Source organism: Lentzea sp. HUAS TT2 (assembly GCF_051853195.1).
Lineage (GTDB): Bacteria > Actinomycetota > Actinomycetes > Mycobacteriales > Pseudonocardiaceae > Lentzea.
Window position 1 is genome coordinate 5,832,990 of sequence record NZ_CP196667.1, and the last position, 25,032, is coordinate 5,858,021.

At 69.3% G+C, this 25,032-nt stretch carries 19 protein-coding genes and 1 pseudogene; 7 read left to right on the forward strand and 13 right to left on the reverse strand.

What is annotated here, in order from left to right:
* The first annotated feature begins 64 nt into the window (after positions 1-64).
* Genes ACSHWB_RS28465 through ACSHWB_RS28480 form a run of 4 tightly spaced genes read left to right on the forward strand, consistent with a single transcriptional unit; the run spans position 65 to position 1,803 of the window.
* The gene (locus ACSHWB_RS28465; RefSeq protein WP_439656355.1) at positions 65-772 is read left to right on the forward strand and encodes a DUF998 domain-containing protein; all 708 of its coding nucleotides are present in this window, start codon (positions 65-67) and stop codon (positions 770-772) included.
* The gene (locus ACSHWB_RS28470; RefSeq protein WP_439656356.1) at positions 697-1,107 is read left to right on the forward strand and encodes a hypothetical protein; all 411 of its coding nucleotides are present in this window, start codon (positions 697-699) and stop codon (positions 1,105-1,107) included. Before ACSHWB_RS28465 ends, ACSHWB_RS28470 begins: the two co-directional genes overlap by 76 nt.
* Positions 1,107-1,448: a TIGR03086 family metal-binding protein gene (locus tag ACSHWB_RS28475; RefSeq protein ID WP_439656357.1), complete on the forward strand. Its 342-nt coding sequence runs from the start codon at positions 1,107-1,109 to the stop codon at positions 1,446-1,448. Before ACSHWB_RS28470 ends, ACSHWB_RS28475 begins: the two co-directional genes overlap by 1 nt.
* 16 nt (positions 1,449-1,464) lie before the next feature.
* Positions 1,465-1,803 (forward strand): hypothetical protein, encoded by a 339-nt coding sequence (locus ACSHWB_RS28480; RefSeq protein ID WP_439656358.1) that lies wholly within the window; start codon positions 1,465-1,467, stop codon positions 1,801-1,803.
* Here the strand turns inward: ACSHWB_RS28480 and ACSHWB_RS28485 are convergent.
* Genes ACSHWB_RS28485 through ACSHWB_RS28500 form a run of 4 tightly spaced genes read right to left on the reverse strand, consistent with a single transcriptional unit; the run spans position 1,796 to position 5,838 of the window.
* Positions 1,796-2,494, reverse strand: a complete 699-nt coding sequence (locus tag ACSHWB_RS28485) for a class I SAM-dependent methyltransferase (protein WP_439656359.1) — start codon at positions 2,492-2,494, stop codon at positions 1,796-1,798. The genes ACSHWB_RS28480 and ACSHWB_RS28485 overlap by 8 nt on opposite strands.
* Positions 2,487-3,167 (reverse strand): DUF3800 domain-containing protein, encoded by a 681-nt coding sequence (locus ACSHWB_RS28490; protein ID WP_439656360.1) that lies wholly within the window; start codon positions 3,165-3,167, stop codon positions 2,487-2,489. The genes ACSHWB_RS28485 and ACSHWB_RS28490 overlap by 8 nt, the downstream gene beginning before the upstream one ends.
* Positions 3,167-4,756: a vWA domain-containing protein gene (locus ACSHWB_RS28495; protein WP_439656361.1), complete on the reverse strand. Its 1,590-nt coding sequence runs from the start codon at positions 4,754-4,756 to the stop codon at positions 3,167-3,169. The genes ACSHWB_RS28490 and ACSHWB_RS28495 overlap by 1 nt, the downstream gene beginning before the upstream one ends.
* A gap of 20 nt (positions 4,757-4,776) precedes the next feature.
* The gene (locus tag ACSHWB_RS28500) at positions 4,777-5,838 is read right to left on the reverse strand and encodes an ATP-binding protein (RefSeq protein ID WP_439656362.1); all 1,062 of its coding nucleotides are present in this window, start codon (positions 5,836-5,838) and stop codon (positions 4,777-4,779) included.
* A gap of 158 nt (positions 5,839-5,996) precedes the next feature.
* On the opposite strand from ACSHWB_RS28500, the gene ACSHWB_RS28505 reads away from it, so the two are divergent.
* Complete coding sequence (locus tag ACSHWB_RS28505) at positions 5,997-7,685, forward strand: cellulase family glycosylhydrolase (RefSeq protein WP_439656363.1); 1,689 nt, start codon at positions 5,997-5,999, stop codon at positions 7,683-7,685.
* A gap of 104 nt (positions 7,686-7,789) precedes the next feature.
* Here the strand turns inward: ACSHWB_RS28505 and ACSHWB_RS28510 are convergent, their stop codons facing one another.
* From ACSHWB_RS28510 to ACSHWB_RS28520, 3 genes are all read right to left on the reverse strand, one after another.
* A complete protein-coding gene (locus ACSHWB_RS28510) occupies positions 7,790-9,268 on the reverse strand; it encodes a glutamate--cysteine ligase (RefSeq protein ID WP_439656364.1) in 1,479 nt (492 codons plus the stop codon).
* Positions 9,269-9,375: 107 nt separating this feature from the next.
* Entirely contained in the window at positions 9,376-10,017 is a 642-nt protein-coding gene (locus ACSHWB_RS28515) for a 4'-phosphopantetheinyl transferase family protein (protein ID WP_439656365.1), read from the reverse strand.
* A 1-nt stretch (position 10,018) separates the two neighbouring features.
* Positions 10,019-10,837 (reverse strand): metallophosphoesterase family protein, encoded by an 819-nt coding sequence (locus tag ACSHWB_RS28520; protein ID WP_439656366.1) that lies wholly within the window; start codon positions 10,835-10,837, stop codon positions 10,019-10,021.
* 644 nt (positions 10,838-11,481) lie between these two features.
* On the opposite strand from ACSHWB_RS28520, the pseudogene ACSHWB_RS28525 reads away from it, so the two are divergent.
* Positions 11,482-11,889: pseudogene (locus tag ACSHWB_RS28525) on the forward strand (transposase); the annotation flags it as partial.
* Between the two features lie 90 nt (positions 11,890-11,979).
* Here the strand turns inward: ACSHWB_RS28525 and ACSHWB_RS28530 are convergent.
* The 5 genes from ACSHWB_RS28530 to ACSHWB_RS28550 form a co-directional block, all read right to left on the reverse strand.
* On the reverse strand, positions 11,980-13,155 hold the full coding sequence (locus tag ACSHWB_RS28530; protein WP_439656367.1) for a sensor histidine kinase: 1,176 nt from the start codon (positions 13,153-13,155) through the stop codon (positions 11,980-11,982).
* Between the two features lie 119 nt (positions 13,156-13,274).
* Complete coding sequence (locus ACSHWB_RS28535) at positions 13,275-15,029, reverse strand: sodium/solute symporter (protein ID WP_439656368.1); 1,755 nt, start codon at positions 15,027-15,029, stop codon at positions 13,275-13,277.
* Positions 15,026-15,424, reverse strand: coding sequence for a hypothetical protein (locus tag ACSHWB_RS28540; RefSeq protein ID WP_439656369.1), 399 nt, complete (start codon positions 15,422-15,424; stop codon positions 15,026-15,028). The genes ACSHWB_RS28535 and ACSHWB_RS28540 overlap by 4 nt, the downstream gene beginning before the upstream one ends.
* On the reverse strand, positions 15,421-16,329 hold the full coding sequence (locus tag ACSHWB_RS28545; protein WP_439656370.1) for a LytR/AlgR family response regulator transcription factor: 909 nt from the start codon (positions 16,327-16,329) through the stop codon (positions 15,421-15,423). The genes ACSHWB_RS28540 and ACSHWB_RS28545 overlap by 4 nt, the downstream gene beginning before the upstream one ends.
* A 304-nt stretch (positions 16,330-16,633) precedes the next feature.
* Entirely contained in the window at positions 16,634-16,921 is a 288-nt protein-coding gene (locus ACSHWB_RS28550) for a hypothetical protein (protein ID WP_319982980.1), read from the reverse strand.
* A 562-nt stretch (positions 16,922-17,483) separates the two neighbouring features.
* Here ACSHWB_RS28550 and ACSHWB_RS28555 point away from each other — a divergent pair.
* On the forward strand, positions 17,484-22,565 hold the full coding sequence (locus ACSHWB_RS28555; RefSeq protein WP_439656371.1) for an NACHT domain-containing protein: 5,082 nt from the start codon (positions 17,484-17,486) through the stop codon (positions 22,563-22,565).
* On the opposite strand, the gene ACSHWB_RS28560 is transcribed toward ACSHWB_RS28555, so the two are convergent.
* Positions 22,543-25,029: a DEAD/DEAH box helicase gene (locus ACSHWB_RS28560; protein ID WP_439656372.1), complete on the reverse strand. Its 2,487-nt coding sequence runs from the start codon at positions 25,027-25,029 to the stop codon at positions 22,543-22,545. The genes ACSHWB_RS28555 and ACSHWB_RS28560 overlap by 23 nt on opposite strands.
* Positions 25,030-25,032 lie beyond the last annotated feature (3 nt).

Sequence of the window (25,032 nt, forward strand, 5' to 3'; positions counted from 1 at the left end):
TGGGCAAGCTGTCGGGTTCCTGAACCGAGGAACCCCGCGCGTTCACCCGAGCGTTGTCCGTTATGTGCTGATACCTCGACTAGCCGCCGCCGGCGGTTCCCTCGCCGTCGTCGCGACGGTGGCCATGGTCGGCCTGCTCGACCTGACCGTCGGCCCGCTGCGCCGCACGATCAGCGAGTACGCGCTGGGCGACTACCGGACCGTCTTCGACATCGCCGTGGTGTCGCTGGCCGTCGGCTCGCTCGCGATCCTCGGCGTATTGGTCCACAAAGGACTGACGAGGTGGCGTTCCACCGGCGCGATCGCGCTCACGCTGTGGTCCATCGGCCTGTTTCTCGTGGTGTTGTTCCCCAAGACGAACTGGGCGATGGGCACCAACGAGCTCAGCGGCAGCATCCACCGGTTCGGCAGCATGGTCGCGTTCGTCAGCCTGCCGATCGCCGTCATCGCGCTCGCCCGGCCGTGGCTGCGGGACCACGTGTGGGGAAAGCACGCGAGGTGGACGATGGCGTCCGGTTTGATCAGTGTTGTCGCATTCATGCCGATCCTCTACGCCATTGTGATGGGCATGGCCTCCGACGTTCGGTGGTGGCGCGTGTTCCCGTTGGGCTACATAGAGAGGATCTTGCTCGCCGCCGAGGTGGCTGCCGTGCTCGTCGTCGGGCTGTGGGCCATCGCGGCAAGTAGGGTTGCGCCATGGCGAGTTGGGGAGACCTCGCGGATTACGTCCGCGCCGAGTACGACGTCATCCACGACGACGGTGAGGAACTGAGGATCCTCTTCACCTTCGGGGACGTGGAGGAGGACGAGGACGACCGCACGCAGGTCGTGATCATCGTCAGGGAAGTGCTCGACAAGATGCACGAGTGGGTGCAGATCGCGTCGCCGTGCGGGCTGGCCAAGGACGTGGACCTGCACACGGTGCTGGCGGAGGTGGGCAACTCCACCGTCGCGTGCGGCCTCGCGATCATGGGGGAGCACGTCGTGGTCCGGCACTCGTTGCCGCTCAAGGACCTCGACATCCACGAGTTCACCGACCCGCTCCAGCTGCTCGCCGGTACGGCGGACACGCTCGAGGAGCAGTTCTGGGGAGGCGACGGCTACTGATGTTCGACCTGACCCCGCGGCCGACCAGTTCGCGGGCTTGGCGGGCACCGGAGGCCTGGGAGGGCATGACCCGCGCGGGCGGCGTCGACCTGCCCGGTGAGGTCGCGGGTGCCGTGGCGCTGGAAGAGATCGTGCTGCACGGCTGGGACCTGGCGCGGGCGACCGGGCAGCCGTTCGAGGTCGACGAGGGCCTGCTCCAGGTCGTCCACGGCAACGCGACGTCGATCGGTCCCGACGACCGCGACGGCTCGCTGTTCGGAGCCGCGGTGGAGGTGGACTCGAACGCGCCTCTGCTCGACCGTGTCCTGGGACTCAGTGGGCGGAACCCCGCGTGGGCCTAGGTTAGGCTCTCCTAACGTGAGAACCATTACGGTGCAGGTTCGGGCAGGGCTGGGCGTGGGACGCCTCGCCGCCGCCATGGAGTCCCTGGTGGAACTGCACCCTGAGCTGTGTCGTTCCGGCTTCGCGCACCACGAGGTCGCGGACCCCGCCGCCGCCACCCCCGCGGCCCTCGCGGAGGCGGAGGCGGGGCTCGACCTGCAGACCGGCGTCCTCATGCACGTCGTGTGGCTCGACGCGGGGCCCGCTCACTCCGGCCGGATCGTGCTGGTGCTGCACGACATCGTGGCCGACCGCCTGCCGCGCGTGCTGCCGTGGCTCGTGCAGGCGTGGAAGCAGCCCGCGCTGGTCAGTTGACCCTGCGGGCCACGAACACGAACTCCCTGCCGGGCCGGTCCGGTGCGTCGCGCACGTCCACGACCTCGAAGCCGCAGCGCGTGAGGCTCTGCTCGACCTCGGGCCGCGAGCGGAACCGCAGCGTCGAGTCCGAGGCGACCACGGAGCCGTCCGGGAACTGGTAGGTGTGCCGCAGCGACACGAACGGCAGGTTCACGCCCAGCAGTTCGAGCTGTTCCCGCACCCCGACCAGCACGCGCGGCTTCGTGCGCGACCAGTCCTCCCACGCCCTGCGGTCGGGCCGGCGCGTCTCGAACACGAAGTGCCCGCCGGGCCGCAACGCACCGCGCACACCGCGCAGCGTGGACTCCCAGTCGTCGCCCAGGAACACCTGCGCCACGTTCCCGGTCATCGTCACGACGTCGACCGCCATCGGGGGCAGCGTGGTCGCGTCACCGTGGATCCACGTGACCCTGGAGTCCTTGGCCCGCGCGATCTCCAGCGAGGCCAGCGCCGGGTCCACCCCGACGACCGACCGCCCGGACGCGGCCAGCAGCACGGCCAGGCAGCCCGTCCCGCAGCCGACGTCGAGCACGCTCTTCGCCTCGAGCTCGGTCACGATCCCCAGGTACAGGTCCAGGTCCACGCGCGGCCCGTCGAAGGCGTCGTAGATCTTGGCCAGCCGAGGGTCGGCGAAAATCGCGTCAGGCATTCCACATCCTCGGTCCTACGACGAACGGCATCAGCAACTCGATCACCTCGCGGTCAGGTCTTCCGTTGAGCTCTTCTTCTGCGACCCGTCGCGCGATTCCGGCCAGGAAGTCGGCAACCTGCACGCGGGCGTCGTACTGCGAGTCGACCAGCGTCAGGCTTTGCAGCCGTGGCGCGAGCTTCTTGAGCTGCCGGATCCGCCCATCGGTGAGCGACAGCTGCTGGTCGTGCACGATCGACACCGGCCCGCTCCCCGAAGTCTGCCACTGCGCCACCGCCCGCAGGATGGCGGGGAACAGCGGATCGAGATTCCCGCGCGGACCACGGGCCCGCAGCAGGTCGTTGTAGAGCTCCAGCGGCCCCGTCACCCCGCCGAACTCGGCACGCACCCGTGAGGCGAGGTACCGCCGTTTGTCCACGAGTTGGACGCGCGCCTTGCCCACCAATGGTCCGTCCGGCCCCAGAAACCACAGCAGCACCCACCGGTTCTTCTGCCGCAGCAGGTGGTTCGCCTTGTACTCCAGCGCGGGCGACTTGATCATCTCACGCAGCGACTCGACGCAGCCGGACGCCTCCGCCTGCGAGAGCGAGACACCGGCGTGCGCGAAGACCGCCGTGACCCCGCCGACGAGCTTCTCGCCCTCGGAACCCGACTCGTCGCAGGCGATCTCCATCAGGACATCCGGAAGACCGGGCCGCGCGCGCGGAACGGCAGGTGCGCGCCCGCCGGTATCAGGAACGCGTGCTCGCGCCGGATCCGCAGCACGTCGCAGCCGCCGTCGGTGATGACCAGGATCGGCCCGGCGGCGGGGAAGTCGGTGGCGCGTTCGAGCGCGTCGATGCCGGGCTGCAGCACCGTGCCGCCGCGCCCGCGCACCGTCACCCTGCCCGCGATGTCCTCGACGGGCACATATCCAGCGTCATACGCCATCGCGTCACAGAAAACCACGCGTGCGGCAGGCACGTCACGCGCCGCGGCATAGGAGGCGATCGCGCCGAGCGCCTTGCCGAGCAGCCGCGGGTCCATCGAGCCGGACGTGTCGAGCACGACGCCGAACGTCGGCCGCGACTCCAGCGTCTCCGGCCGCACCCAGCCGGGCCGCGGAATGTCCGGAGTGGACGCTTGCCGCCGCGACGCCCGCGCGTAGCTGCGCCGCTTCTCCACGGCCGGAACGAACTCCTCGAACCACCGCGCCAGCTGGGCGTCCCACGACAGCGGCGGGTGCTCCAGTGCCCGGATCTCCTCGACCAGCCCGGCGGGCAGGAGTCCGCGCGACGACGTGTGACAGCTCAGCCCGGTCAGCAACGCGCGCCGGTAGAACTCGTCGAGATCAGCCACATCCGATGGCCCGCGCAGAGGGTCGCCGAGCAGATCGCCCTGATGGTTGCCGCGCAACGTGAGCAGCTTCCGGTACCGCCGCAGGTCCACCGCGATCCGGTCGTAGACCGACTCCGCCGAAAGGCCGCGCAGTTCCGGGTCGTGCAGGACGCCGGACGGCGGTGAGCCGACGCCCATCTCGACCAGCCAGCCGTTCACCACGAAGTCGGCGGCGATGTTCCACAGGTAGGGATCCCGCCCGCCGACGCGGTCGCCGTGACGCAGCGCGGCGTGCAGCATCTCGTGGGCGAGCACGAACCGCCATTCCGGCTTCGTCAAGCCCGCCAACGGGTTCACGTAGATCTCGGCAGAGGCCGCCGACACCGCCGCGATCGAGATGTCCCAGCCCCGCGCCAGTTCCGCGTCCGCCACCACCTTCATCGTGGACGCGAGCGCGCCCAGCAGCGGGTAGTTCGACACGAACCAGCCGAGCGCGAGATCCCACTCGCCGCGCACCGGCCGTGAGTCGGACAACGACGACCGGGCGCCGCCCGCCACGTCGATCGCGGCCACGGCGGCGTTGGACAGTCCGGCGGCGAACCGATCGGCCCAGCGCTGGGGATCGGTGGCCGGTCCGCCGCGCACGCACCGGCCCGGCTCCCAGGAGAACGGGCGGGTGCCGAGCCGGATCGCGGGCTGGAAGTCCAGCACGTCGTCGCACGAGTGGGTGCCGAAACCCAGGTGCAGCAGGCAATGCGCGAACACCCACACCCACTCGGCCTCGGTGGCCTTGCGCGTCGGGTGGGCGAGCATCGACCCGTCGAGCGAGATGTCCGCCCACGGGTGGTCGGAGTTCCTGCTCCCGTAGCTGCTCAACGGCGCGAACAGCGGGTGGAGGCGGATCTGCGCGCGTGCGGCCTCGAAGTCCAGGGCTGCCTGGTCCACGTGGGCTTTTCCGCGCCGGCTCATGCGCGTGCGGCGACCAGTCGGGGCAGGTCGCGGGTGACCTCGACGAGGAACCACGCGGGCAGCACGGGGTTGCCGTCGTCGTCGGCCGCGATCACCATCTGCGCGATCTCCAGCGACAGCTCGGCCAGCTCCAGCAGCAGTGCCTTGCCCCGGTGCGCGAGCCGCTTGCCCGCCGCGGGCGCGTGCGCCTTGTCGTGCGGCAGCTCCTTCACCAGCCGCGCGCGGAACGCCTCTGCCAGGAAGTACAGCAGGTCGCGGTCCTGGGGAGCCGACGGCCAGCGGACGTCCCCGCGCAGCACGGCCTCCAGCCCGAACGCGTTGCGCACGGTCTTCACGTACGCCTTGAACATCGACGCGTGGCTCGCGGTGACCGTGCCGAACGCCAGCACCCCGAGCAGGTCCTCGGAGATGTCGTCGCCGAACGAGTGCAGCGCGTCGGAGAGCATGTGCCAGCCACGCGGCGTGGAGAACGACTCCTCGACCTTCGGCGCCGCGCTCCACAGGTGGTCCGGGCGCTGCGTCAGGTACTCCAGCACCCACGGGTGGATGTCGCTCTCCCGCGCCCATGCCAGCCAGTCGCGGGCGGACGCCGTGAGGTGCACGTGGATCATGCGGTTCACGAGTGCGGACGCCATCGGGCGCGCCAGGGCGTTGTCGACGGCCCGGTTGCCGGCGCCGATCACGATCGAGCCCTTCGGCAGCTCGTAGGAGCCGATGCGGCGGTCGAGGATCAGCGAGTAGAACGCCTTCTGCACCTCGGGGGAGCTCGCGTTCAGCTCGTCGAGGAACAGGCAGTACGGGTCGTGTCGCGCGATGGACTCCGGCGGGGCGAACCGGGAACGGCCACCGACCAGTTCCGGGACCCCGATGAGGTCCTCCGGCGCGAGCTGGGTGCCCAGCAGCGTGACGCACTCCAGGCCCAGCTCGGTGGCGAACCTGCGGACGAGTGAGGACTTGCCGATGCCCGGTGCTCCCCAGAGGAAGACCGGCCGGACGACGGCGACGTGCAGCAGCACCTCGGGGAGCTGTGCAGGGGTCACGGTGACTGTGGATCGCATCAGGTGGTCGAGGATGCCTCATCCCACTTGTTCCGGTCGCCCGAATTTGTTGACAGGAGCAGTGGTCCAGTGCTGTGATTCACACCACCACTGATAGGAAACCTTCTTAACTAAATCGCCGCCGCGCCCTGCTGTCCCCCTTACACAGGAGGCACCCTGTGGCCAGACCCCTGTTCCTGGTCGTCCCAGCAGCACTAGCCATCGCTGTTGTGCCGGCCGTAGCCAACGCCGCCGTGGTCCAGTACCAGGCGGAGAGCGCGACGATCTCCAACGGCCTCGTCGAGTCGAACCACGCGGGCTTCACCGGTTCGGGCTTCGTCAACTACGACAACGAGGTCGGCAGCTCGGTCGAGTTCACCGTCACCGCGCCCGCCGCCGGTTCGGCCGCGCTCACGTTCCGGTTCGCCAACGGCCAGACGGCGAACCGCCCGATGAACATCTCGGTCAACGGCACCGTGGTGGCGTCGAACCTGTCCTTCCCGAGCACGGGAGCGTGGACCACGTGGACGACCAAGTCCACCAACGTCACGCTCAGGGCGGGTGCCAACACGATCACGACGGTCGCGACGACGGCGAACGGCGGCCCGAACCTGGACCGCATCGACGTCGACGCACAAGGCGGCGGCACGCCGGACACCGAGGCTCCCTCGGTGCCGGGCAACCTGCGCTCGACGGGCACCACGTCGTCGTCGGTGTCGCTGGCGTGGAACGCCTCCACGGACAACGTGGGCGTCGCCGCCTACGTCCTGTCCAACGGGCAGACCGCGACCGGCACCACGCACACCGTCTCCGGCCTCACGCCGGACACCGCGTACACGTTCACCGTGCGGGCGCGTGACGCCGCGGGCAACCTGTCCGGTGCGTCGAACTCCGTCTCGGTGCGCACGCAGCCGGGCACGCCCGGCGGCACCAGGCCGCACGACATCAACGGCCTGCTGCGCGTGTGCGGTGTGCAGCTCTGCAACCAGTACGGCAACCCGATCCAGCTGCGGGGCATGAGCACGCACGGCATCCAGTGGTACCACCAGTGCGCCAAGTCCCAGTGGTGGGACGCGCTGGTCAACGACTGGAACGCGGACTTCATCCGCGTCGCCATGTACATCCAGGAGGACGGGTACGAGACCGACCCCCGCAAGTTCACCGACATGATGCACGGCTACATCGAGGAAGCCACGCGTCGCGGCATCTACGTCCTCGTGGACTGGCACCAGCTCTCGCCCGGTGACCCGAACTACAACCTGTCCCGCGCCAAGACGTTCTTCACGGAGATCGCCAACCGGCACAAGGACAAGACGAACATCATCTACGACATCGCCAACGAGCCCAACGGCACGTCGTGGGCCAGCGTGAAGTCCTACGCCGAGCAGATGATCCCGGTCATCCGCACCATCGACCCGGACAGCCTCATCGTCTCGGGCACGAACGGCTGGTCGACCTTCGGCCACTCCGACGGCCAGGACCCGTCGCAGGTGCTGAACAACAAGGTCAACGCGACCAACTTCATGTACTCGTTCCACTTCTACGCGAACTCGCACAAGCAGGCGTACATCGACGTCCTGGACCGCGTCTCCAGCGCTGTTCCGGTGTTCGTGACCGAGTTCGGCACGCAGACCGCGTCCGGCGGCGGCTCGAACGACTTCACGACGTCACAGAAGTACATCGACCTGATGGCCCGCAAGAAGATCTCGTGGGCCAACTGGAACTACTCCGACGACGGCCTGTCGGGGGCGGTGTTCAAGACCGGCACCTGTTCCGGTACGAACTTCTCCGGAACGGGTGTGCTGAAGGAGGCCGGCATCTGGGTGCGCGAGCGCATCAGGACGCCGGACAGTTTCTTGAACGAGTAGGCAGTACAGGCAGGGAGTTGCCCCAAGTGCGCCGGGGCGCCTGAAGGGTCTTACCGAGTGAATGGCGAGGGGTGTGGCTGCTTCGGCGGCCACACCCCTTCGTCTTATGTCAACGGCCAGGTGTGGACGGGCTCGTTGGCGTGCATCAGGTCCACATAGGTCCGCAGCATCGTGCGCAACGCGTCCGCCCGGTCCATGTGCGTGTGGTCGTAGTGCCGGTGGAACTCACGGGCCTGCCAGGTAGCGCCGTTCACGCCGCTCAGGCACCGCTGCTCGATCACGCCGAGCAGCCGGTCGCGTTCGGCGGAGTCGACGCCCCACCGGATCAGCCCCTCGTGCGCCAGCGGCAGCAGCCGGCGCAGCACCAGCTCCACCACCGGCACCGTGCCGACACCCGGCCAGTACATCTGCGCGTCCATGCCGTTGCGCGAGGCGGCGTTGAAGTTCTCCTCGGCCGCCTGGAAGCTCATCTGCGACCACAGTGGACGCTCGTCCTCGGCCAGCGCCCGCACCAGCCCGAAGTAGAGCGCGGCGTTGGCCAGGGTGTCCACGATGGTCGGCCCGGCCGGCAGCACGCGGTTCTCGACGCGCAGGTGCGGCCGGTCGCGGACCACGTCGTACACCGGCCGGTTCCACCGGTAGATGGTGCCGTTGTGCAGCTTGAGCTCGCTCAACGCGGGCGTGTCGCCCTTGTCGAGCACGGCCAGCGGGTCCTCGTCGTCGGTGATCGGCAGCAGCGCGGGGAAGTAGCGGACGTTCTCCTCGAACAGGTCGAAGATCGAGTTGATCCACCGCTCGCCGAACCACACGCGCGGCCGCACGCCCTGGGCCTTGAGCTCGTCGCCGCGGGTGTCCGTGGCCTGCTGGAACAGTGCGATGCGGGTCTCGCGCCACAGCTCCTTGCCGAGGAAGAACGGCGAGTTCGCGCCGACGGCGACCTGCACGCCCGCGATGGCCTGGGCGGCGTTCCAGTACGCGGGGAACTGCTCCGGCGACACCTGCAGGTGCAGCTGCGTGCTCGTGCACGCTGCCTCCGGGACGATCGAGCTGGCCGTGAGGTGCAGCCGCTCGACACCGTCGATGGCGATCTGCAGGTCCTCGCCCCGCGCGGCCAGCACCTGCTCGTTGAGCAACGCGTAGCGCGGGTTGCCGGAGAGCAGGTCCGGCGAGATGTCCTTGGTGCGCAGGGTCGGCAGGATGCCGTTGATGACCATGTGCGCGCCGACCGCGCGGGCCTTCTCCTCGGCATCGTTGAGGCTGCGGCGCACGGTCTCCTCGAACGACGTGATGCCTCCACCGGCGAGCCGGCGGGGAGCCACGTTGATCTCGATGTTCCACTGGCCGAGCTCGGTCACGAAGTCCGGGTCGTCGATGACGTCCAGGGCCTCGTGGTTCTTCATCGCCGGATCGCAGTTCTCGTCGATGAGGTTGATCTCGATCTCCAGGCCGGTCATCGGCCTTTCGAAGTCGAAGCGCGCTTCACGCAGCATCCGCGCGAACACGTCGAGGCAACGCCGCACCTTGGTGCGGTACCGCGTGCGGTCCTCGCGCGTGAACTCGTGCTTCGCGACGTCCTCGCCCATGGTGGCCTCCCGGCGGTCGAGGGTTCACCCCACCACTGTGCACCACGGTTGATCAATCCGACACTCAGGTGTCTTGTTCCGGAACAAGACAGGACAACCGCGGACCCCTACGAGGCGGGCACGGCGATGGCCGTGACGAGCACGTCGCCCTGCACGAGCCAGCGGCCGGCGAACCCGGCGATCGGGGTGTCGGGCAGCAGGATGCGCGAGTGGAACGTGCCGTCGGGGTCGAGCGTGATGTCCGCGTCCTCGAACCCGAGCCACCGCTTCGTGACCGGGTACCAGGCCTTGTAGGTGCTCTCCTTGGCGCTGAACAGCAGCCGGTCCCAGCAGATCTTCGGGTCGTCGACCTTCAGCCCGGGCATCCTGCGCAGCTCGGCCGGGATCGCGATCGCGCCCAGCACGCCGTCGGGCGCGGGCTGGTGCGGCTCGGCGTCGATGCCGATCGTCTCGAAGTCGCCGGACCGTGCCAGGGCTGCGGCCCGGTAGCCGGTGCAGTGCGTGAGGCTGCCGACGATCCCGGCCGGCCACAGCGGCTCGCGCTTCGGGCCGGGCAGGATCGCGGCGGGTTCGACGTCGAGCGCGCGCATGGCCTCGCGGGCGCAGGCGCGGACCGTGCCGAACTCGAACCGGCGCTTGGGCACGGCGTTGCCGAGCAGCGCCTCCTCCTCGGGGAAGAGCTCGACCGGCTGCTCGTCGTGGTACCGCTCCACCGCCACGATCGGCGTGGGAAGAAGCTGCTCCAGCACGTTATGACTCCCGCAGCACGTCGTGCAGCTTCACCTGGGTGGTGCCGCGTGGTTTCCACTCGCGCGGGTAGCCGAGCGAGACCTCGTCGAAGCGCACGCCGTCGTAGTGCGTCGTGCGGGGGATGTGCAGGTGGCCGTAGACCATCTCGACCGCGTTGAACCGCTTGTGCCAGTCGGCGGTCAGCGTCGTGCCGCACCAGAGCGCGAACTCGGGGTAGCGCAGCACGAACGTGGGATCGCGCACGAGCGGGTAGTGGTTGATCAGCACGGTCGGGCCCTGGACCTGCGCCAGGCGGTCCGCCGTCTCCTGGACGCGCGCCTGGCACCACGCCTCGCGCGACGGGTACGGGTCGGGGTGCAGGAAGTACTCGTCCGTGCACACGACGCCCGCCTCGTGCGCGATGGCGAGGGCGGACTTCACGTCCGTGGCGCCGTGCGGCCGAAAGGAGTAGTCGTACCCGAGGAACAGGGGACAGACGGTGACCGGTCCGCCGGTGCCCTCGAAGGTGACGTACGGGTCCTCCGGCGTGATCACGTCGAGGCCCCGGCACAGCTCCACGAGCTGCTTGTAGCGCATCTCGCCGCGGGACTGGTTCTGGTCGTCCTTGGTGGTCCAGAGCTCGTGGTTGCCCGGCGACCAGATCAGCTTCGCGAACTTCGGGCGGAGCGTGCGCAGCGTCCATTCGACGGAGTCGAACTTCTCCGCGATGTCCCCGGCGATGATCAGCCAGTCCGCCGGGTCCGCGGGGGAGATCGACTCCACCACGTCGCGGTTGTCCTGGTAGGAGACGTGCAGGTCGCTGGTGGCCAAGAGCTTCACGCCTCGACGGTATCCGGGGCGTCAACGACCCGATCATTACCGTCCGGTGGGGCGGTCGGTGGGCCACCCGATCGTGAGAGCGATCCCACGACCGGTTATCCGTTCGTCGCAGACAGTGCACCACTCGTCTCAACAGGGCAGGCCGCGTATCGCCACCGCACAGCCGCTCGTCGCCTTTTATGGCCTACGTACTTACCTGTTTTCTGGCCTCCTTCCTACTGTGAGCGCTGTCACCTGACGGAAAAGTCCTGGCGGAGGACCCCATGACCGACTCACAGTTCGCTCGCACCCCGGACCCGCGGCTCGCGCGGCAGGTCCCGCCCCGTCAGGTGCCTGGGCGCCCCGTCCCGCCACGCCAGCAGCCCGCGGGTCAGGTGCCCCCGCGTCAGGCTGCGGTCAGCCAGGTGCCGGTCCGCTACGGCCAGCCGGTGGACCCCCGTCTCGCGGGCACCCCGTCGTTCCGCCGCACGGTGGGCGCCGAGATCTCGCGCCACGCCCAGCAGCACCAGGCCTACGCCGTCCCCCAGCGCCGCACCACGGCCGAGGACACCGCGCTGGCCACCCTGCTCCGCTCCCGTCAGCGCGCCGAGTCCGCCCGCCAGGACCAGCGGCCCGCCGACGTGGGGCCCCGCCCCGAGTCCTGGATGCGCACCTCCGCCTGGCCCGAGTCCAGCGTGGAGTCCGGCCGCGGTGACGTCATCGAGCAGCTCTCCGCCCGCCTGGTCTCGGCCAACCTGTGGGCCGTCGTCGAACCGCTCATCCCGGCGGCCAAGGTCCGCAGGCAGGGCGGCGGGCGCGGCCGGGTGTGCAACCGGTCGGTGTTCACCGCGATCGTGTTCGTGCTGTCGTCCGGCTGTGCCTGGAGGCACCTGCCCGCGTCGTTCGGCGTGACCGTGCCGACCGTGCACCGCCGGTTCCAGGAGTGGACCGACCTGGGCCTCTGGGTCCGCCTGCGCCGTGCCGCGGCCGAAGGGGCCTGCGGGACCGAGGAGCTCGACTGGATCCGTGCGGTGCTCGACGCGGCGGACCGCCGCGCCGCGAAGGCCGCCAGCTGATCGCTGATCTTCGCCGGGGTCACCCTGAGGAAGGGTGGCCCCGGCGTTTTTGTGCGTTCGGTGGACCGCTCATCGTGCGATGAGCGGTCACATGCCGTTGATCCCCGCCTGGTACTTCGGCACCCGCACGGTGATCTTCGTGCCCAGCCCGCACGCCGTCTCCACGACCAGCCCGTACTCGTCGCCGTAGACGCGCCGCAGCCGTTCGTCGATGTTGCCCAGGCCGATGCCCGCGGACTCGTCGACCTGCCCGGCCAGCGTGCGGCGCAGCTTCTCCGGGTCCATGCCGATGCCGTCGTCCTCGATGGTGATGTGGGCCTCGGCGCCGCCGTCGTTCGCGTAGATCTGGATGTGCCCCGGCTCGACCTTGCCCTCCATGCCGTGCCGGACCGCGTTCTCCACCAGCGGCTGCAGGCACAGGAACGGCACGGTCACCGGCAGCACCTCGGGCGCCACCTGCAGGGTCACCTTGAGGCGTTCGCCGAAGCGCGCCCGCTCCAGCGCCAGGTACTGGTCGATCGACCGCAGCTCCTCGGCCAGCGTCGTGAAGTCGCCGTGACGGCGGAACGAGTAGCGGGTGAAGTCCGCGAAGTCCAGCAGCAGCGTCCGCGCGCGCTCCGGGTTCGTGCGGACGTACGAGGCGATGGCGGACAGCGAGTTGTAGATGAAGTGCGGCGAGATCTGCGCGCGCAGCGCCCGCACCTCGGCCTCGACCAGCCGCGTCCGGGAGCGGTCCAGCTCCGCCAGTTCCAGCTGACCGGCCGCCCAGCGCGCCACCTGGTTCGTGGCGCGCACCAGCCCGGCCGAGGCCTCGCGGGAGTAGGCGGCGAGGGTGCCGACCACGCGGCCCTCGACGGTCAGCGGGGCCACGACCGCGCAGTTGATCGGGCAGTTCGGCTCGGTGCAGCCGATGTCGAACGCCTGGGTGCGGCCGGTCAGGAAGACGTCGGCGGCCTGGGCCATGGCGTCGGCCGCGTGGTGCTCGGACACCCCTTCCCAGGCGACGACCTCCGTCTCGTCCGTCAGGGCGAGCGCGGGGGTGTCCAGCAGGGTGCGCAGGTGCCGTGCGGACTTCTTCGCGGCGTCCGGGACGAGGCCGGCGCGCAGCGGGGGAGCGGCGGACCAGGCCGTGTGCAGGGTCTCGTAGGTGACGCGCTGGGCCTCGGTCGAGAGCGACTGCTTGTTGCGCGTGCCCCGCCACAGGACGAGGACGGCGGCCCCGCCGACGATCAGGATCGCGGCGGCGGTGAGGAAGTCTTGCATTCGCGCGTCACCTTCTAGTGGTGTGGCCTGGAACCTTGCCGGGTGAATTCGCGGTCAGACGGGCGCCTCGCGGCGCCCTGCTGGGCGTGAATTCGCCCGCCAAGGGCCGGGGCACACCACTAGCTTCGCTCTTCGCCCGAGTTCGGACCCGAGCTGGAGCTCGAGCTGTCCAGCCCGAGGTTCTCGGGCGCGTGGAGCTTGACCATCGTGCGCTGCACTCCCGCCGGCACGTGCCGTTGGGTGAGCAGCGAGACGACGTACATCACGGTGAAGCCGAGCGGGACCGTCCACGCGGCGGGGCGGGACAGCAGGATCTCGTACCAGGCGTCGCCGGTGTCGGTGAACATCGTGACCAGGCCCGCGGTCAGGGCGGGCACACCGCCCGCGAGCATGCCGGCGATCGCGCCGACCGTCGTGATGCGACTCGACCAGATGCCCAGCATCAGCAAGGGGCACAACGAGGACGCGGCCACGGCGAACGCGAGACCCACCATGTCCGCCACGGGCATGCCCGTCGACACGAACGTCATCGCCAGCGGTACCAGGCCCGCGAGCACCGTGGAGATCCGGAAGCCGCGCACACCGCCCAGGCGCAGCACGTCCTGCGAGAGCACACCGGCCAGCGACACGACCAGGCCCGACGACGTCGAGAGGAACGCCGCGAACGCGCCACCCGCCACGAGGGCGCCGAGGAGCTGGCCGCCGATGCCCTCGATCATCCGCGTCGGCAGCACGAGCACCACGGCGTCGGTCTGGCCGGTCATCAGCAGCTCGGGGGTGTAGAGGCGGCCGAGCGCGCCGTACATCGGTGGCATCAGGTAGAAGACGGACAGCAGGCCCAGCACGATCAACGTGGTGCGGCGCGCGGCGGTGCCGTTCGGGTTCGTGTAGAAGCGCACGATCACGTGCGGCAGGCCCATGGTGCCCAGGAACGTCGCGATGATGAGCGAATAGGCCCCGTACAACGGGAAGTCCTGGCCGCTCGACATCGGCAGCGACCACATCTCGTTGGTGTTGTGCGCCATTGTGGACAGATGGGGGACAGGCGCGTCCTTCGGGAACGTGAACTCCGAGCCCTGCCCGATGCGGTGATAGCCCTCCGGCAGCACGACGACGGTGTTCTCGACGCGTGCGCCGTCGATCTCGCCGGTGCCCCTGATGGAGATGAACTCGTCGGCGTGGATCGTGGTCAGGCGCTGGAACGTGACCTCGGTGTCCTGCCGGAACGCCGGGTACTCGGGCCTGGTCAGCGAGTCGGCGCCGTGCACCTGCCAGGCGACGATCAGGAACGCGATCGGCACGGTGATCGCGGTGAGCTTGAGCCAGTACTGGAACGCCTGCACGAACGTGATCGACCGCATCCCGCCGGACATCACGTTCACCGTCACGACCACCGTGACCACCAGCGCGCCCAGCCAGTCCGGCGCGCCCGTCACCGTGTTCAGCGTCAGGCCCGCGCCCTCCAGCTGGGGCAGCAGGTAGAGCCAGCCGATCGCCAGCGCCAGGATCGACGCGACCGCCCGCACACCGCGGGAGCGGAAGCGGGCCTCGGCGAAGTCCGGCAGCGTGTAGGCGCCGGACCGCCGCAACGGGGCGGCGACCATCGTCAGCAGCACCAGGTACCCGGCGGTGTAGCCGACCGGGAACCACAGCATGTCCGGCCCGTAGGCGAAGATCAGCCCGGCGATGCCGACGAACGACGCCGCCGAGAGGTACTCACCGCCGATCGCGGAGGCGTTCCACCACGGCGAGACGGTCCGCGAGGCGACGTAGAAGTCCGACGTGGTGCGGGAGACGCGCAGTCCGTACGTGCCGACCAGGATCGTGCCCAGTGCGACGACCAGCACCGCCACGATGGCGTAACCACTCGTCATGGACGTTCGACCAGCTCCGCGAACTCGCGTTCACTGCGCTCGGCCTGCCGCACGTAGAACCAGCCGGCCAGCAGCAGCATCGGGCACGTCGCCACGCACAGCAGGAACCACGGCAGCCCGAGCCCGAGGATCCGGAACCGGCCGAGCTCCGGCTCTATCGCGAACAGCAGCGGCAGCAGAGCCAGCGCGCCGGTCGCCACCAGGCACACCGACAGGCCCAGCCGCCGTTGCGCCCGGATGAGCGTGCGCATGTAGACGGCGCCGAGCTCGCTCTGCTCGTTGATCTCGCGCGTGCCCGAGTACGGGCGGCGCGCACGGGGTGCCCGCGTGCGCGGGCTCGTCACCACCACGCGCTGGGTCGGCTTCTCCGGCCTCCGGGGTGGCGGCGTCGTCACGACCCGAGCCCGTTCCTCGGTTGCAGGGCACCGGCGGGCGCCGCACCCGAGACGGGTGCGGGCCGGGCGCGGCGGACGAGCAGCTGACGGAGGTGCCGCGCGTGCCGGCGGCTGACCGGCAGCACCGCGCCGCCGATCGTGACGCTCAGGTGCCCGTCCTCCAGCCGCAGCTCGTCGATGTGGCCGAGCGAGACCAGGTGGCTGCGGTGGATGCGGACGAACCCCGCGCTGCGCCAGCGTTCCTCGAGACCGTTCAACGCGGCGCGCACCAGGCCGCTGCCGGTCGCGGTGTGCAGCCGGGCGTAGTCGCCGTGCGCCTCCACGTACCGGATGTCGGCGAGGCGGATGAACCGGGTGACGCCACCGAGCTCGACGGGGATGACCTCGTCACCCATCTCCGGCGGCGTGGAGTTCGCGGGCTGCGCGGGCGCCTGCGCGGAGGGCTCGGCGGGGGTCTTCGAGTCCCAGACCTCGTGCACGATGCGGTGCACGGACTCCGCGAGCCGCTCGGGGCGCACGGGCTTGAGCAGGTAGTCGAGCGCCTTGAGCTCGAACGCCTCCACGGCCGGCTGCTGGTGCGCCGTCACGAACACGACGGGCGGCGGCTGCGCGAACCGCGAGAGCACGCGGGCGAGGTCGAGACCGTCGAGCCCCGGCATGCGGATGTCCAGGAACACCGCGTCCAACGGCTGCCCGGCGTCCATCGCGCGGTGCAACACCCGCAGCGCCTTGGTCGCGTCGGTGACCGCTTCCACGTGGGCGATGCGCGGATCGGAACGCAACAGGTACACGAGGTCTTCCAGCGCGGGCGCCTCGTCGTCGACGGCGAGCACCCTCAGGGAGCGCTCGAGGCTGCCACGTCGATCCGGCCCCTCGCAGATGGGGCAGGGCAGACCTGAGGTCATTCGAGATCGAGTCCAAACTGTGTACGGCCGATCCTCACGTGGCGGCGATTAGACCACGCTCGGTCATCGCGCGCCTGGTGAGCCGAGGGCGTCGGATACGCGATCATGCCCTCTCACGGAGGGTGACTCGCGGCGGGGGTCTGGTTGCACACCGTGTGCATAACGAGCACCCCCTCCCGCCCTGAAACCCCGATCGGCCGCATCATCCGCCAGGGGACGACGAGCGGGAACCCTCCGATCGGGTGTGTCTGCGTGAGGACACGTGAACCCTCAGTGAGCAGCCCGGATCAGCAACCGGCCCGGATCAGGGCTGGCGGATCGCGCGGGGCTGGGCCGCCAGCGCGTCACCGAGCGTGATCTCCAGCTCGATGAACGACTCCTCGGCACGGCGGGCGGCGACGCTCACGGAGGCGGCGGCGGCCGGGCCGATCAGTCTGCGGGTGGGCGCGCGCAGCGCCTGGATGGCCTCGGACCACTGGTTCGAGAGCTTGGCGAGACCGCTCAGCGTGTCGACGAGCTCCTCGGTGTTGTCCGGCGGTGACGCGATGATCTCCGCCAGCCGGTCGCGCAAGGCGTCCAGTGCCGGGTCCACTTCAGTCCTCCAGCCGTGCTGCGCCAGTCATTTCCCCCAACTGGGCATCACCATATCTCGACCGTTCTGGTCCAGTGCAATGATGTTGCCCCAGTAGGACCACTCGGTCAATCGATTGCGCATTCCGTCTCAACTGGCGCTTGTCTCAACTGGCCGAACTTATGGCCGTCGGCTGAAATGAACGGTTTTCGGCGTTTAGTCGACGTTTCCCGACACCGTGTCGGTTCTACGTGCCTGGTAGGCCTGGCGGTGCCGGTGGCAGCGAGTCCAGCCGGTGTGTCGCCGGCCGCATGAATCCGGGCATTGCGTCCCCGGTGTGAAGAGTTCTCGCCGGGCGAATTAACTCTTTTGCCGCAGGGTTGCGCTGTTTGTGCCGTGACCGCGTTCTGACCGGTCGCAGGAAGTGCTTCGCGGATCGGGACGCCCGGTGACCGCGGTCGAGGGCGTCCCGCGGGGTCTGCTGGATACCCGGACGGAGCTACGTGACACCAGCCGCGCGCAGCACGTGCGCAGGTACCGTAGCCAGACCTTCGAGGCCGAACGAGTGCTGCGGGAGGCCGGCATGACCTCAGAGCAGGTAGGCGACGCCACCAACTTCGCGCGAGTGGGCGAGGCCACGAACGTCGTTCAGGTGGGCGAGATCCACGGCGACCTGAACGTCGGCACCGTGCCCCGCCGTGCCGCACCCGTCGAGATCGCCTCGCTGATGCGAGCGCAGATCCTGATGGCCGACCAGTTGCCGTACCAGCTGCGTGGCGCGCGAACGCCGTCGCTGTCCACCGTGTACGTGCGGCAGGACCTCGGCACCGGAGGCGATGAACTCACGTCCGGCGAGGCCAGGCCACGGCCGATGGTCGACGGGCACGGCCAACTCGTCGACGTGTCCGCGTCCCCGCGCGTGCGGACGTCGGTGCGGCCGCCATCGCGAGCGGTGCGCGAGGCGCTGGAGTCCGACGACCACCTCGTGATCACCGGAGGTCCCGGCCAGGGCAAGTCGACCCTCACCCTGCGGCTCGCCGCGGAGCTCGCGCTCGGCTGGTCCGGTGAAGGCGCCGGACAGGCGACCGAGCGCGTGGTCCCGTTGCGCCTGCCCGCGAGGGAACTGGCCGCACGCCTCGACGTTCCGTTCGCCGAGGCGCTGGCCGCGAGCGTGCGAGCCGAGTACAACCTGAGGCTCAGGTGCGCGATCGACCCGTCGCACTTCGAGGAACGCGTCTCCGGCTGCCGCTGGCTGCTCCTCGTCGACGGCCTGGACGAGGTCACCTCACCGGCCGCCCGCGACGACCTGGTGCACGCGCTCGCCGGCTGGGCCGCCTCCGGCGACGTCTACCGCATCGTCCTGACGACGCGCCCCATCGAGGGTGGCGTGCTGGCCCCGCTGCAACGCATCGGTGCCACGCGCTACGAGCTGCAACCGTTCGACGAGGAGGCACTGCGCACGTTCGCGGAGAGCTGGTTCTCCGACGACGGTGACGCCGCCACGAACTTCCTGCGCCAGATCCGCAAGGCCTACCTCGACGAGCTCGTGCGCGTCCCCTTGCTCGCCACCATCGCCGCGATCATTTTCGAACAACGCCGAGCCCACCCGTTGCCCGACAACCAGTACGAGCTCTACGAGGCGTACCTCAAGTACCTGCGCACCGGCCATCCACACCACCCCAGCCCGCTCGACGCCCACCGCGAACCCATGCTCGAACACCTGGGCCTGGTTCGCGTGGAAGCCGACACCTCACTACTGGGCGCCGCTCAGGCGTGGGCCGCCCAGCACGTCCCAGGCGACTGGCACGACGACCTGGTCCGCTTCCTCACCGCCGTGGGCCCGTTCACCCTGCGCGCCGACGACGTCCACTTCCTGCACCACAGCTTCGCGGACCACCTGGCCGCCACCGCGAAGGCCCGCAGCCTGCCCGCGGACTTCTCCGCCGAGCACAACGACTTCGCGCACCTGCTGCACGCGGCCCGTCCCCGCGAGCACGGCCGCCACGCCCGCCGCGTCCTGCTGCACTACGGTCGCCTCCACCCACCACAGGCCGACGAACTACTCCGGACCCTCAACGCCGGCGACTCCGACCAACACCTCCTGGCCGCCCGCCTGCTGGCAGGCCACCTCCCGGCTTCGTCGACCGCGATCGAGGCGTTCCTCGCCACCGTGCGCGCCTGGGCCATGACCACGCACTACAACGCCTACGACATCCTCGCGGGCGCCAGCCGAGCTACCCACCACCCAGGCCTACCGGACTGGCTGGCAGCCCTCATGGACGACCCACTCGCACCATGGACGAGCAGGGTGGAGGCGGCGGCCGCTCTGGCCACACGACTGCGTGGCCGCCATGAAGCGGCCGCCCTGGAGATGCTCCACGCGGCGGTCACCGATGTGGAAGGTCAGACCGGGCGTCGGCTCATTGCTGCCGAAGCGCTGTCCGAATGCGCTGAAGAGCAGCGGTTCGGCGCTGAGCCCGCCCTGCGCGCGATCCTCGCCGACCCGGTCGCGACACCTCGTGAGCACCGCGATGCGGCATTGGTGTTGGCCGCGTTGGGGGGATCGGCGCGTGTTCATGCCGTGTCCGCGTTGTTGGCCATGCTGAACGATCCTGAGACCTCGCCGAGCCGACTGGCCGAAGCGGCCAATGGGCTCATGGAGATCACCGAGGAACATGCGGATCGTTGTGCTGCGGTCCTCGTTGAACTCCTGCGGACCTACTCGTCCTGGTATGGGACGGAGTTGCCGCAGATGGCGGCCGAGACTCTCGGTTCACTGGGAACCAGCCATGTCGCCGCAGGGATCACCGCGCTCACCAGCCGGATCACCCAGGTGTGGTTGCCCCCGTGGGAGAGGGTCGCCGCAGCAGGCGTGCTCGCCCGTCTCGGCTCATCCCATCGGGCGTTGGCGGCAAAGTTGATCGTGGACCTGACAGGAGAATCCGCCATGCCGTCGTACCACCTCTGGCGGCATGGCGAGATGCTCGGCCGATGTGGGTGGGAGTACCGCGAGCAGGCGGCCTCGATGCTGCGTCGTGCACTGAGCGACCGGGTTGCCACCGTCAACACGGTCTACTGGGCCGCTCAGGAACTGCGCGGGCTCGGCCCGGAATACCGAGCTGAGGCGGCTGGCCACCTCATGCGAATCTGCGAGTCGCTGGCTGACCGGCACGCGGTGAGCTGGGAGCAGGAGAGCGCGCTCGGCGCACTTGCCGTCTGCGACGAACTCGTACGACCACGAGCGCTGGCCGAGTTGCGGCAGACCCTTGCGGACGAGGGCATCTATCTGCACCGGCGAGACCAGGCGGCCTACCAGCTCATCGACCTCGGCCCGGAGCATCACGGAGAAGTTGTTCGCGGTCTTCGTGCGCTGGCCGGCCAGCGCTTCAGTCTCATGGTGATGACGTCGGCCCTGCGAAATCTCGCCAGGCTCGACACTCGCTGTCGCCCGCGCTCGGTGGCGGTGTTGACCGAGCTGGTCGAGAGCGGAGGCGAGGACGATCGTGAGCCGCCGTCCATCTTCTTCACCAGAGCCGTACTGGACGACGTCGTGGCTGCGGCGGGGATGTTGACGCGGATGCTGCGGGACAGTGAGCGGGACGAACGTTGGCGTTGTGCTGCTGTTGACAACCTGATCGAGCTCGGACAGCCCTTCCACCAGGCCGCTGTGAACGGGTTGATCGAGCTTATTCGGAGCGAAGCCGTCTCGACTACGAGCCTGAGCGTCCGCCTCAGGCACTTCGCGGACGTCGCGGACGTGTTCAAGGCAGAGGTGGTCCAGGCACTGCGCGCCGTCGTGCTGTCGGCTGACAGCACTCCCGAGGTAGTGGTGAACGCTGCTGAGGCGCTGCAGACGATGCTCGGCCTCAGTGGATCAGACGTCGCCGCTGTGCTTCGGGCGATACTGCTCGACGAAGGCGTCGAGCCCCGGCTGCGTGTGTCTGCCGCCGTTCTGGTGGCGTCCTTGCAACCCGACTTCGCGAGCGAGGCGGTAGCGGTCCTGGTCGGCGATCAACGCGATCGGCGCTACTGGTGGAATTCAGCGCTGAACACGCTGGCACTGCTCGGCGCAGATCCGGCCCCATTGCTGCACGAGGTAGCTCGCAACGCGGACGTTCGGGTGAAGCACAGGGTGCGGGCCATCAGCGCGCTGGTCCACCTCGGCAGATGTGAGGTCGCGGAAACACTCCTGCGGTTCGTTGACGACGAGTACCTCGACCACAACGTTCGCGTGTCCGCACTGATGGCTCTCGCCGAGATCGGCAGCGACCAGGTCACCAGAGCGATCGAATACCACGAGCGTGTACGGGATGACCGATTCGGGTTCGTCGCCGATCGATGCGCATCGGCGGAGTGCGTGCGGTCGCTCGACATGATGGCCACCTCAGCCGCGCTGGATGTGTGGCGCCAGATCGCGTCGGACCCTGAACTGACGATTGCTGAACGGGCCGTGGCGATCCCTTACCTGCACAACATGGCTTATAACCCCAGCGCTGGCACAGATCTGCTGGCACGTGCGATCGCACAGGATCCGGAATGCGGAGCTGCGGACAGGAGATCCGCCCTGGAGTTCATGGAGCGCAAGACCAGGTTGGCCGGGCAGCGGATGATGCTCGCTGATCGTTCGATCGCATTGAAGCATCGCCTGCCCGCGCTGGACAACGAAGGATTTCTGCCACTGCGCCGCGAAACAGAGGCTGTGGTGCGGGATGTGTTCGCGGCTCCAGAAAGCACCCATCGCGAACGTGTGGCCGCGGCAACCGCGCTCGCCTGGATGTCGTCGAAGTTCCTGAACGAGGGCGCGGAGTTGCTGGATGGTCTTGGCGAGCGAGGTCGGGAGGAGTTGGCCATGCTCGGCCCCCGCTGGAGCAGTCGGGTGCGAGTCGAGGCGAGGGCAGTCGCGGACGACGAAACGAGACCTTGGCGCGAACGGTGGGTGTCCTCGCGTTTCGAGTGGACCGTCGAACCGCGTTCAGCCGAGCAGCGGTTGCAGCGAGCCGAAGCATGCAGAGAGGTGGGCGTCCTGCGCGCGATGCTGGCGGACGCCCGGCCGGCGACCCGCTGGCGTGCGGCGAAGCGCTTGCGCGAGTACGACTTCGCGGACCGGGTGGCAGGAGCGCGGGTGCTGGAGGCGATCGCCGGTGACCCCAGGACCAAGGCAGCGTTGCGGTGGCGGGCAGGGGAGGAGCTGACGCGGTTCGGCGCGAAGGGGCGCGAACGGGGAGTCGCGGTACTGCGACACCTCATGAGCGACGATGACCTACCCGTGACAGCCCGGGCGGAGGCCGCGACCGTGGTGGGCAAGATCAGGCCGGACCTGCGCGCCGAGGTAGTGCGGTTCCTGCGAACCCTGAAGTCCGACGAGGAACTGCAGCGCATCCGATTGCACCAGGCGGTAGGCGTGTTCGAGCCGGAGGACGGCGCGCGAGCACTCCGGGCCATGACGGAGACCAACGCGCCGCTGGTGCGGATCCGGGCCGCCGAGGCGATGCTCGCGTTGCGGCGCGACTACCGGGAGCGGGCCGCGGTCACCGCGCGAGACGTGCTGCACGACGCCGGAGCGCCGTGGCACGTGCGGCGACGGGCTGCCGCCGATCTCGCGCGGTGGAGTGATCTCTGCCTGGAGGAGGCCAGGGCCTGGCTCAGAGGCGGCCGACGTCCGTGATCGTCACGACCGCCTCGCCGACCTCGTCCGACGCCGCCAGGTCGACCTCGGCGTTGAAGCCCCAGTCCTTGTCCCCGGCCGGGTCCTCGAAGATCTGCCGGCACACCCAGCGCTCGCGCTCGACGTTGATGATCAGGAACGCCGGGCCGCGCGCGTTCGGGCCCGCGCCGATGTCCGAGTGCTCCTCGAAGTACGGCTCCAGCGCGTCCATCCACTCTTTGGCCGTCCAGCCCGACTCGTGGTCGAGTTCGCCCAGCGAGTACCAGTCGCGCTTGGCGGCCAGCTCGACGCGGCGGAACAGGGCGTTGCGGACCAGCACGCGGAACGCGCGGACGTTGCGGGTGACCGCGGGCGGGAGGTCGGCGCGGACCTCCTCGACCGGGGCGTCGGGGTTGGTGAGCTTCTCCCACTCGTCGATCAGCGACGAGTCGACCTGGCGGACGAGCTCGCCCAGCCACGAGATCAGGTCGTTGAGCTCCTCGGTCTTCGCCTCGTCCGGCACCGTCTGCGACAGCGCCTTGTAGGCGTCGGCCAGGTACCGCAGCACGAGGCCCTCCGAGCGCGCCAGGCCGTAGAACGCCACGTACTCCGTGAAGGTCATCGCGCGCTCGTACATGTCCCGCACGACGGACTTGGGGGACAGGTCGTAGTCGCCGACCCACGGGTGGCCGCGGCGGTAGGTGAAGAACGCGGCGTCGAGCAACTCGGCGAGCGGCTTCGGGTACGTGACCTCGTCGAGCAGCTCCATGCGCTGGTCGTACTCGATGCCGTCGGCCTTCATCGCGCCGATCGCCTCGCCGCGCGCCTTGTGCTCCTGCGCGCCGAGGATCTGCCGCGGGTTGTCCAGAATGGACTCGATCACCGACAGCACGTCGAGCTCGTAGCCCGGCGCCTCGCGGTCGAGCAGCTCGATGGCGGCCAGCGCGAACGGCGACAGCGGCTGGTTCAGCGCGAAGTTGAACTGCAGGTCGACGGTGAGCTGGAAGTCGTCGCCGTGGCGTTCCACGACGCCCGCCGCGACCAGCGCCTTGTACATCGCCAGCGCGCGGCGGATGTGCTTGAGCTGCTTCGGGCGGTCCTCGTGGTTGTCCTCGAGCAGGTGTCGCATCGCCTGGAACGCGCCGCCCTGGGGACGGCCGATCACGTTCAGCAGCATCGCGTGCGAGACCTGGAACGACGACGTGAGCGGCTCCGGTTCGGCGCCGACGAGCCGTTCGAACGTCGACTCGCTCCACGACACGAACCCGTCGGGGGCCTTCTTGCGCACGATCTTGCGGCGCTTCTTCGGGTCGTCGCCCGCCTTGGCCAGCGCCTTGATGTTCTCGACCTCGTGCTCGGGCGCCTGCACGACGACCGTGCCGACCGTGTCGTAGCCCGCGCGGCCCGCCCGCCCGGCGATCTGGTGGAACTCGCGGGCCTTGAGGATCCGCGTGCGCGTGCCGTCGTACTTCGACAACGCCGTGAACAGCACGGTGCGGATCGGCACGTTGATGCCGACGCCCAGCGTGTCCGTGCCGCAGATGACCTTCAGCAGACCGGCCTGCGCGAGCTGCTCGACCAGGCGCCGGTACTTCGGCAGCATGCCGGCGTGGTGCACGCCGATGCCGTGCCGCACCAGCCGCGACAGCGTCTTGCCGAACCCGGACGAGAACCGGAAGTTGCCGATCGTCGCGGCGATCTGCTCCTTCTCCGGCTTCGTGGCGACGTTGACGCTCATCAGCGACTGCGCGCGCTCCAACGCCGCGGCCTGGGTAAAGTGCACGACGTAGATCGGTGCCTCACGGCCGTGCAGCAGGTCCTCGATCGTCTCGTGCAACGGCGTGGAGACGTACTGGAAGTTCAGCGGCACCGGGCGCTGTGCCGAGCGGACCACCGCCGTCGGCCTGCCGGTGCGCCGCGTCAGGTCCTTCTCGAAGAACGAGACGTCGCCCAGCGTCGCCGACATCAGCAGGAACTGCGCCTGCGGCAGCTCGACGATCGGCACCTGCCAGGCCCAGCCGCGGTCGGGCTCGCTGTAGAAGTGGAACTCGTCCATCACGACCTGGCCGACGTCGGCCGTGTGGCCGTCGCGCAGGGCGATGTTCGCCAGGATCTCCGCGGTGCAGCAGATGATGGGCGCCTGGTCGTTGACGCTGGCGTCGCCGGTCATCATGCCGACGTTCTCGGGTCCGAAGATCTCGCACAGCGCGAAGAACTTCTCCGAGACCAGTGCCTTGATCGGCGCGGTGTAGAAGCTGCGCTGGTTGGCCGCCATCGCGACCAGGTGCGCGCCGATGGCGACCAGGCTCTTGCCCGACCCCGTGGGCGTGCTGAGGATGACGTTGGCCCCCGAGACGAGCTCGATGACCGCTTCCTCCTGCGCCGGGTACAGCGCGAGGCCGCGCTCGGTCGCCCAGTGGGAGAAAGCGTCGAACAGTTCGTCTTCGTCGGCGATCGAGGTGAGCCGGTCCGTGAGTGCAGTCATCGC

What these genes read in the sequence shown, in the direction of transcription:
- ACSHWB_RS28470 (WP_439656356.1), top strand. Translation starts at nt 697, where the DNA reads ATGGCGAGTTGGGGAGACCTCGCGGATTACGTCCGCGCCGAGTACGAC.
- ACSHWB_RS28475 (WP_439656357.1), top strand. Translation starts at nt 1,107, where the DNA reads ATGTTCGACCTGACCCCGCGGCCGACCAGTTCGCGGGCTTGGCGGGCA.
- ACSHWB_RS28485 (WP_439656359.1), bottom strand. Translation starts at nt 2,494, where the DNA reads ATGCCTGACGCGATTTTCGCCGACCCTCGGCTGGCCAAGATCTACGAC.
- ACSHWB_RS28490 (WP_439656360.1), bottom strand. Translation starts at nt 3,167, where the DNA reads ATGGAGATCGCCTGCGACGAGTCGGGTTCCGAGGGCGAGAAGCTCGTC.
- ACSHWB_RS28500 (WP_439656362.1), bottom strand. Translation starts at nt 5,838, where the DNA reads ATGCGATCCACAGTCACCGTGACCCCTGCACAGCTCCCCGAGGTGCTG.
- ACSHWB_RS28510 (WP_439656364.1), bottom strand. Translation starts at nt 9,268, where the DNA reads ATGGGCGAGGACGTCGCGAAGCACGAGTTCACGCGCGAGGACCGCACG.
- ACSHWB_RS28530 (WP_439656367.1), bottom strand. Translation starts at nt 13,155, where the DNA reads ATGCAAGACTTCCTCACCGCCGCCGCGATCCTGATCGTCGGCGGGGCC.
- ACSHWB_RS28535 (WP_439656368.1), bottom strand. Translation starts at nt 15,029, where the DNA reads ATGACGAGTGGTTACGCCATCGTGGCGGTGCTGGTCGTCGCACTGGGC.
- ACSHWB_RS28545 (WP_439656370.1), bottom strand. Translation starts at nt 16,329, where the DNA reads ATGACCTCAGGTCTGCCCTGCCCCATCTGCGAGGGGCCGGATCGACGT.
- ACSHWB_RS28555 (WP_439656371.1), top strand. Translation starts at nt 17,484, where the DNA reads ATGACCTCAGAGCAGGTAGGCGACGCCACCAACTTCGCGCGAGTGGGC.
- ACSHWB_RS28560 (WP_439656372.1), bottom strand. Translation starts at nt 25,029, where the DNA reads ATGACTGCACTCACGGACCGGCTCACCTCGATCGCCGACGAAGACGAA.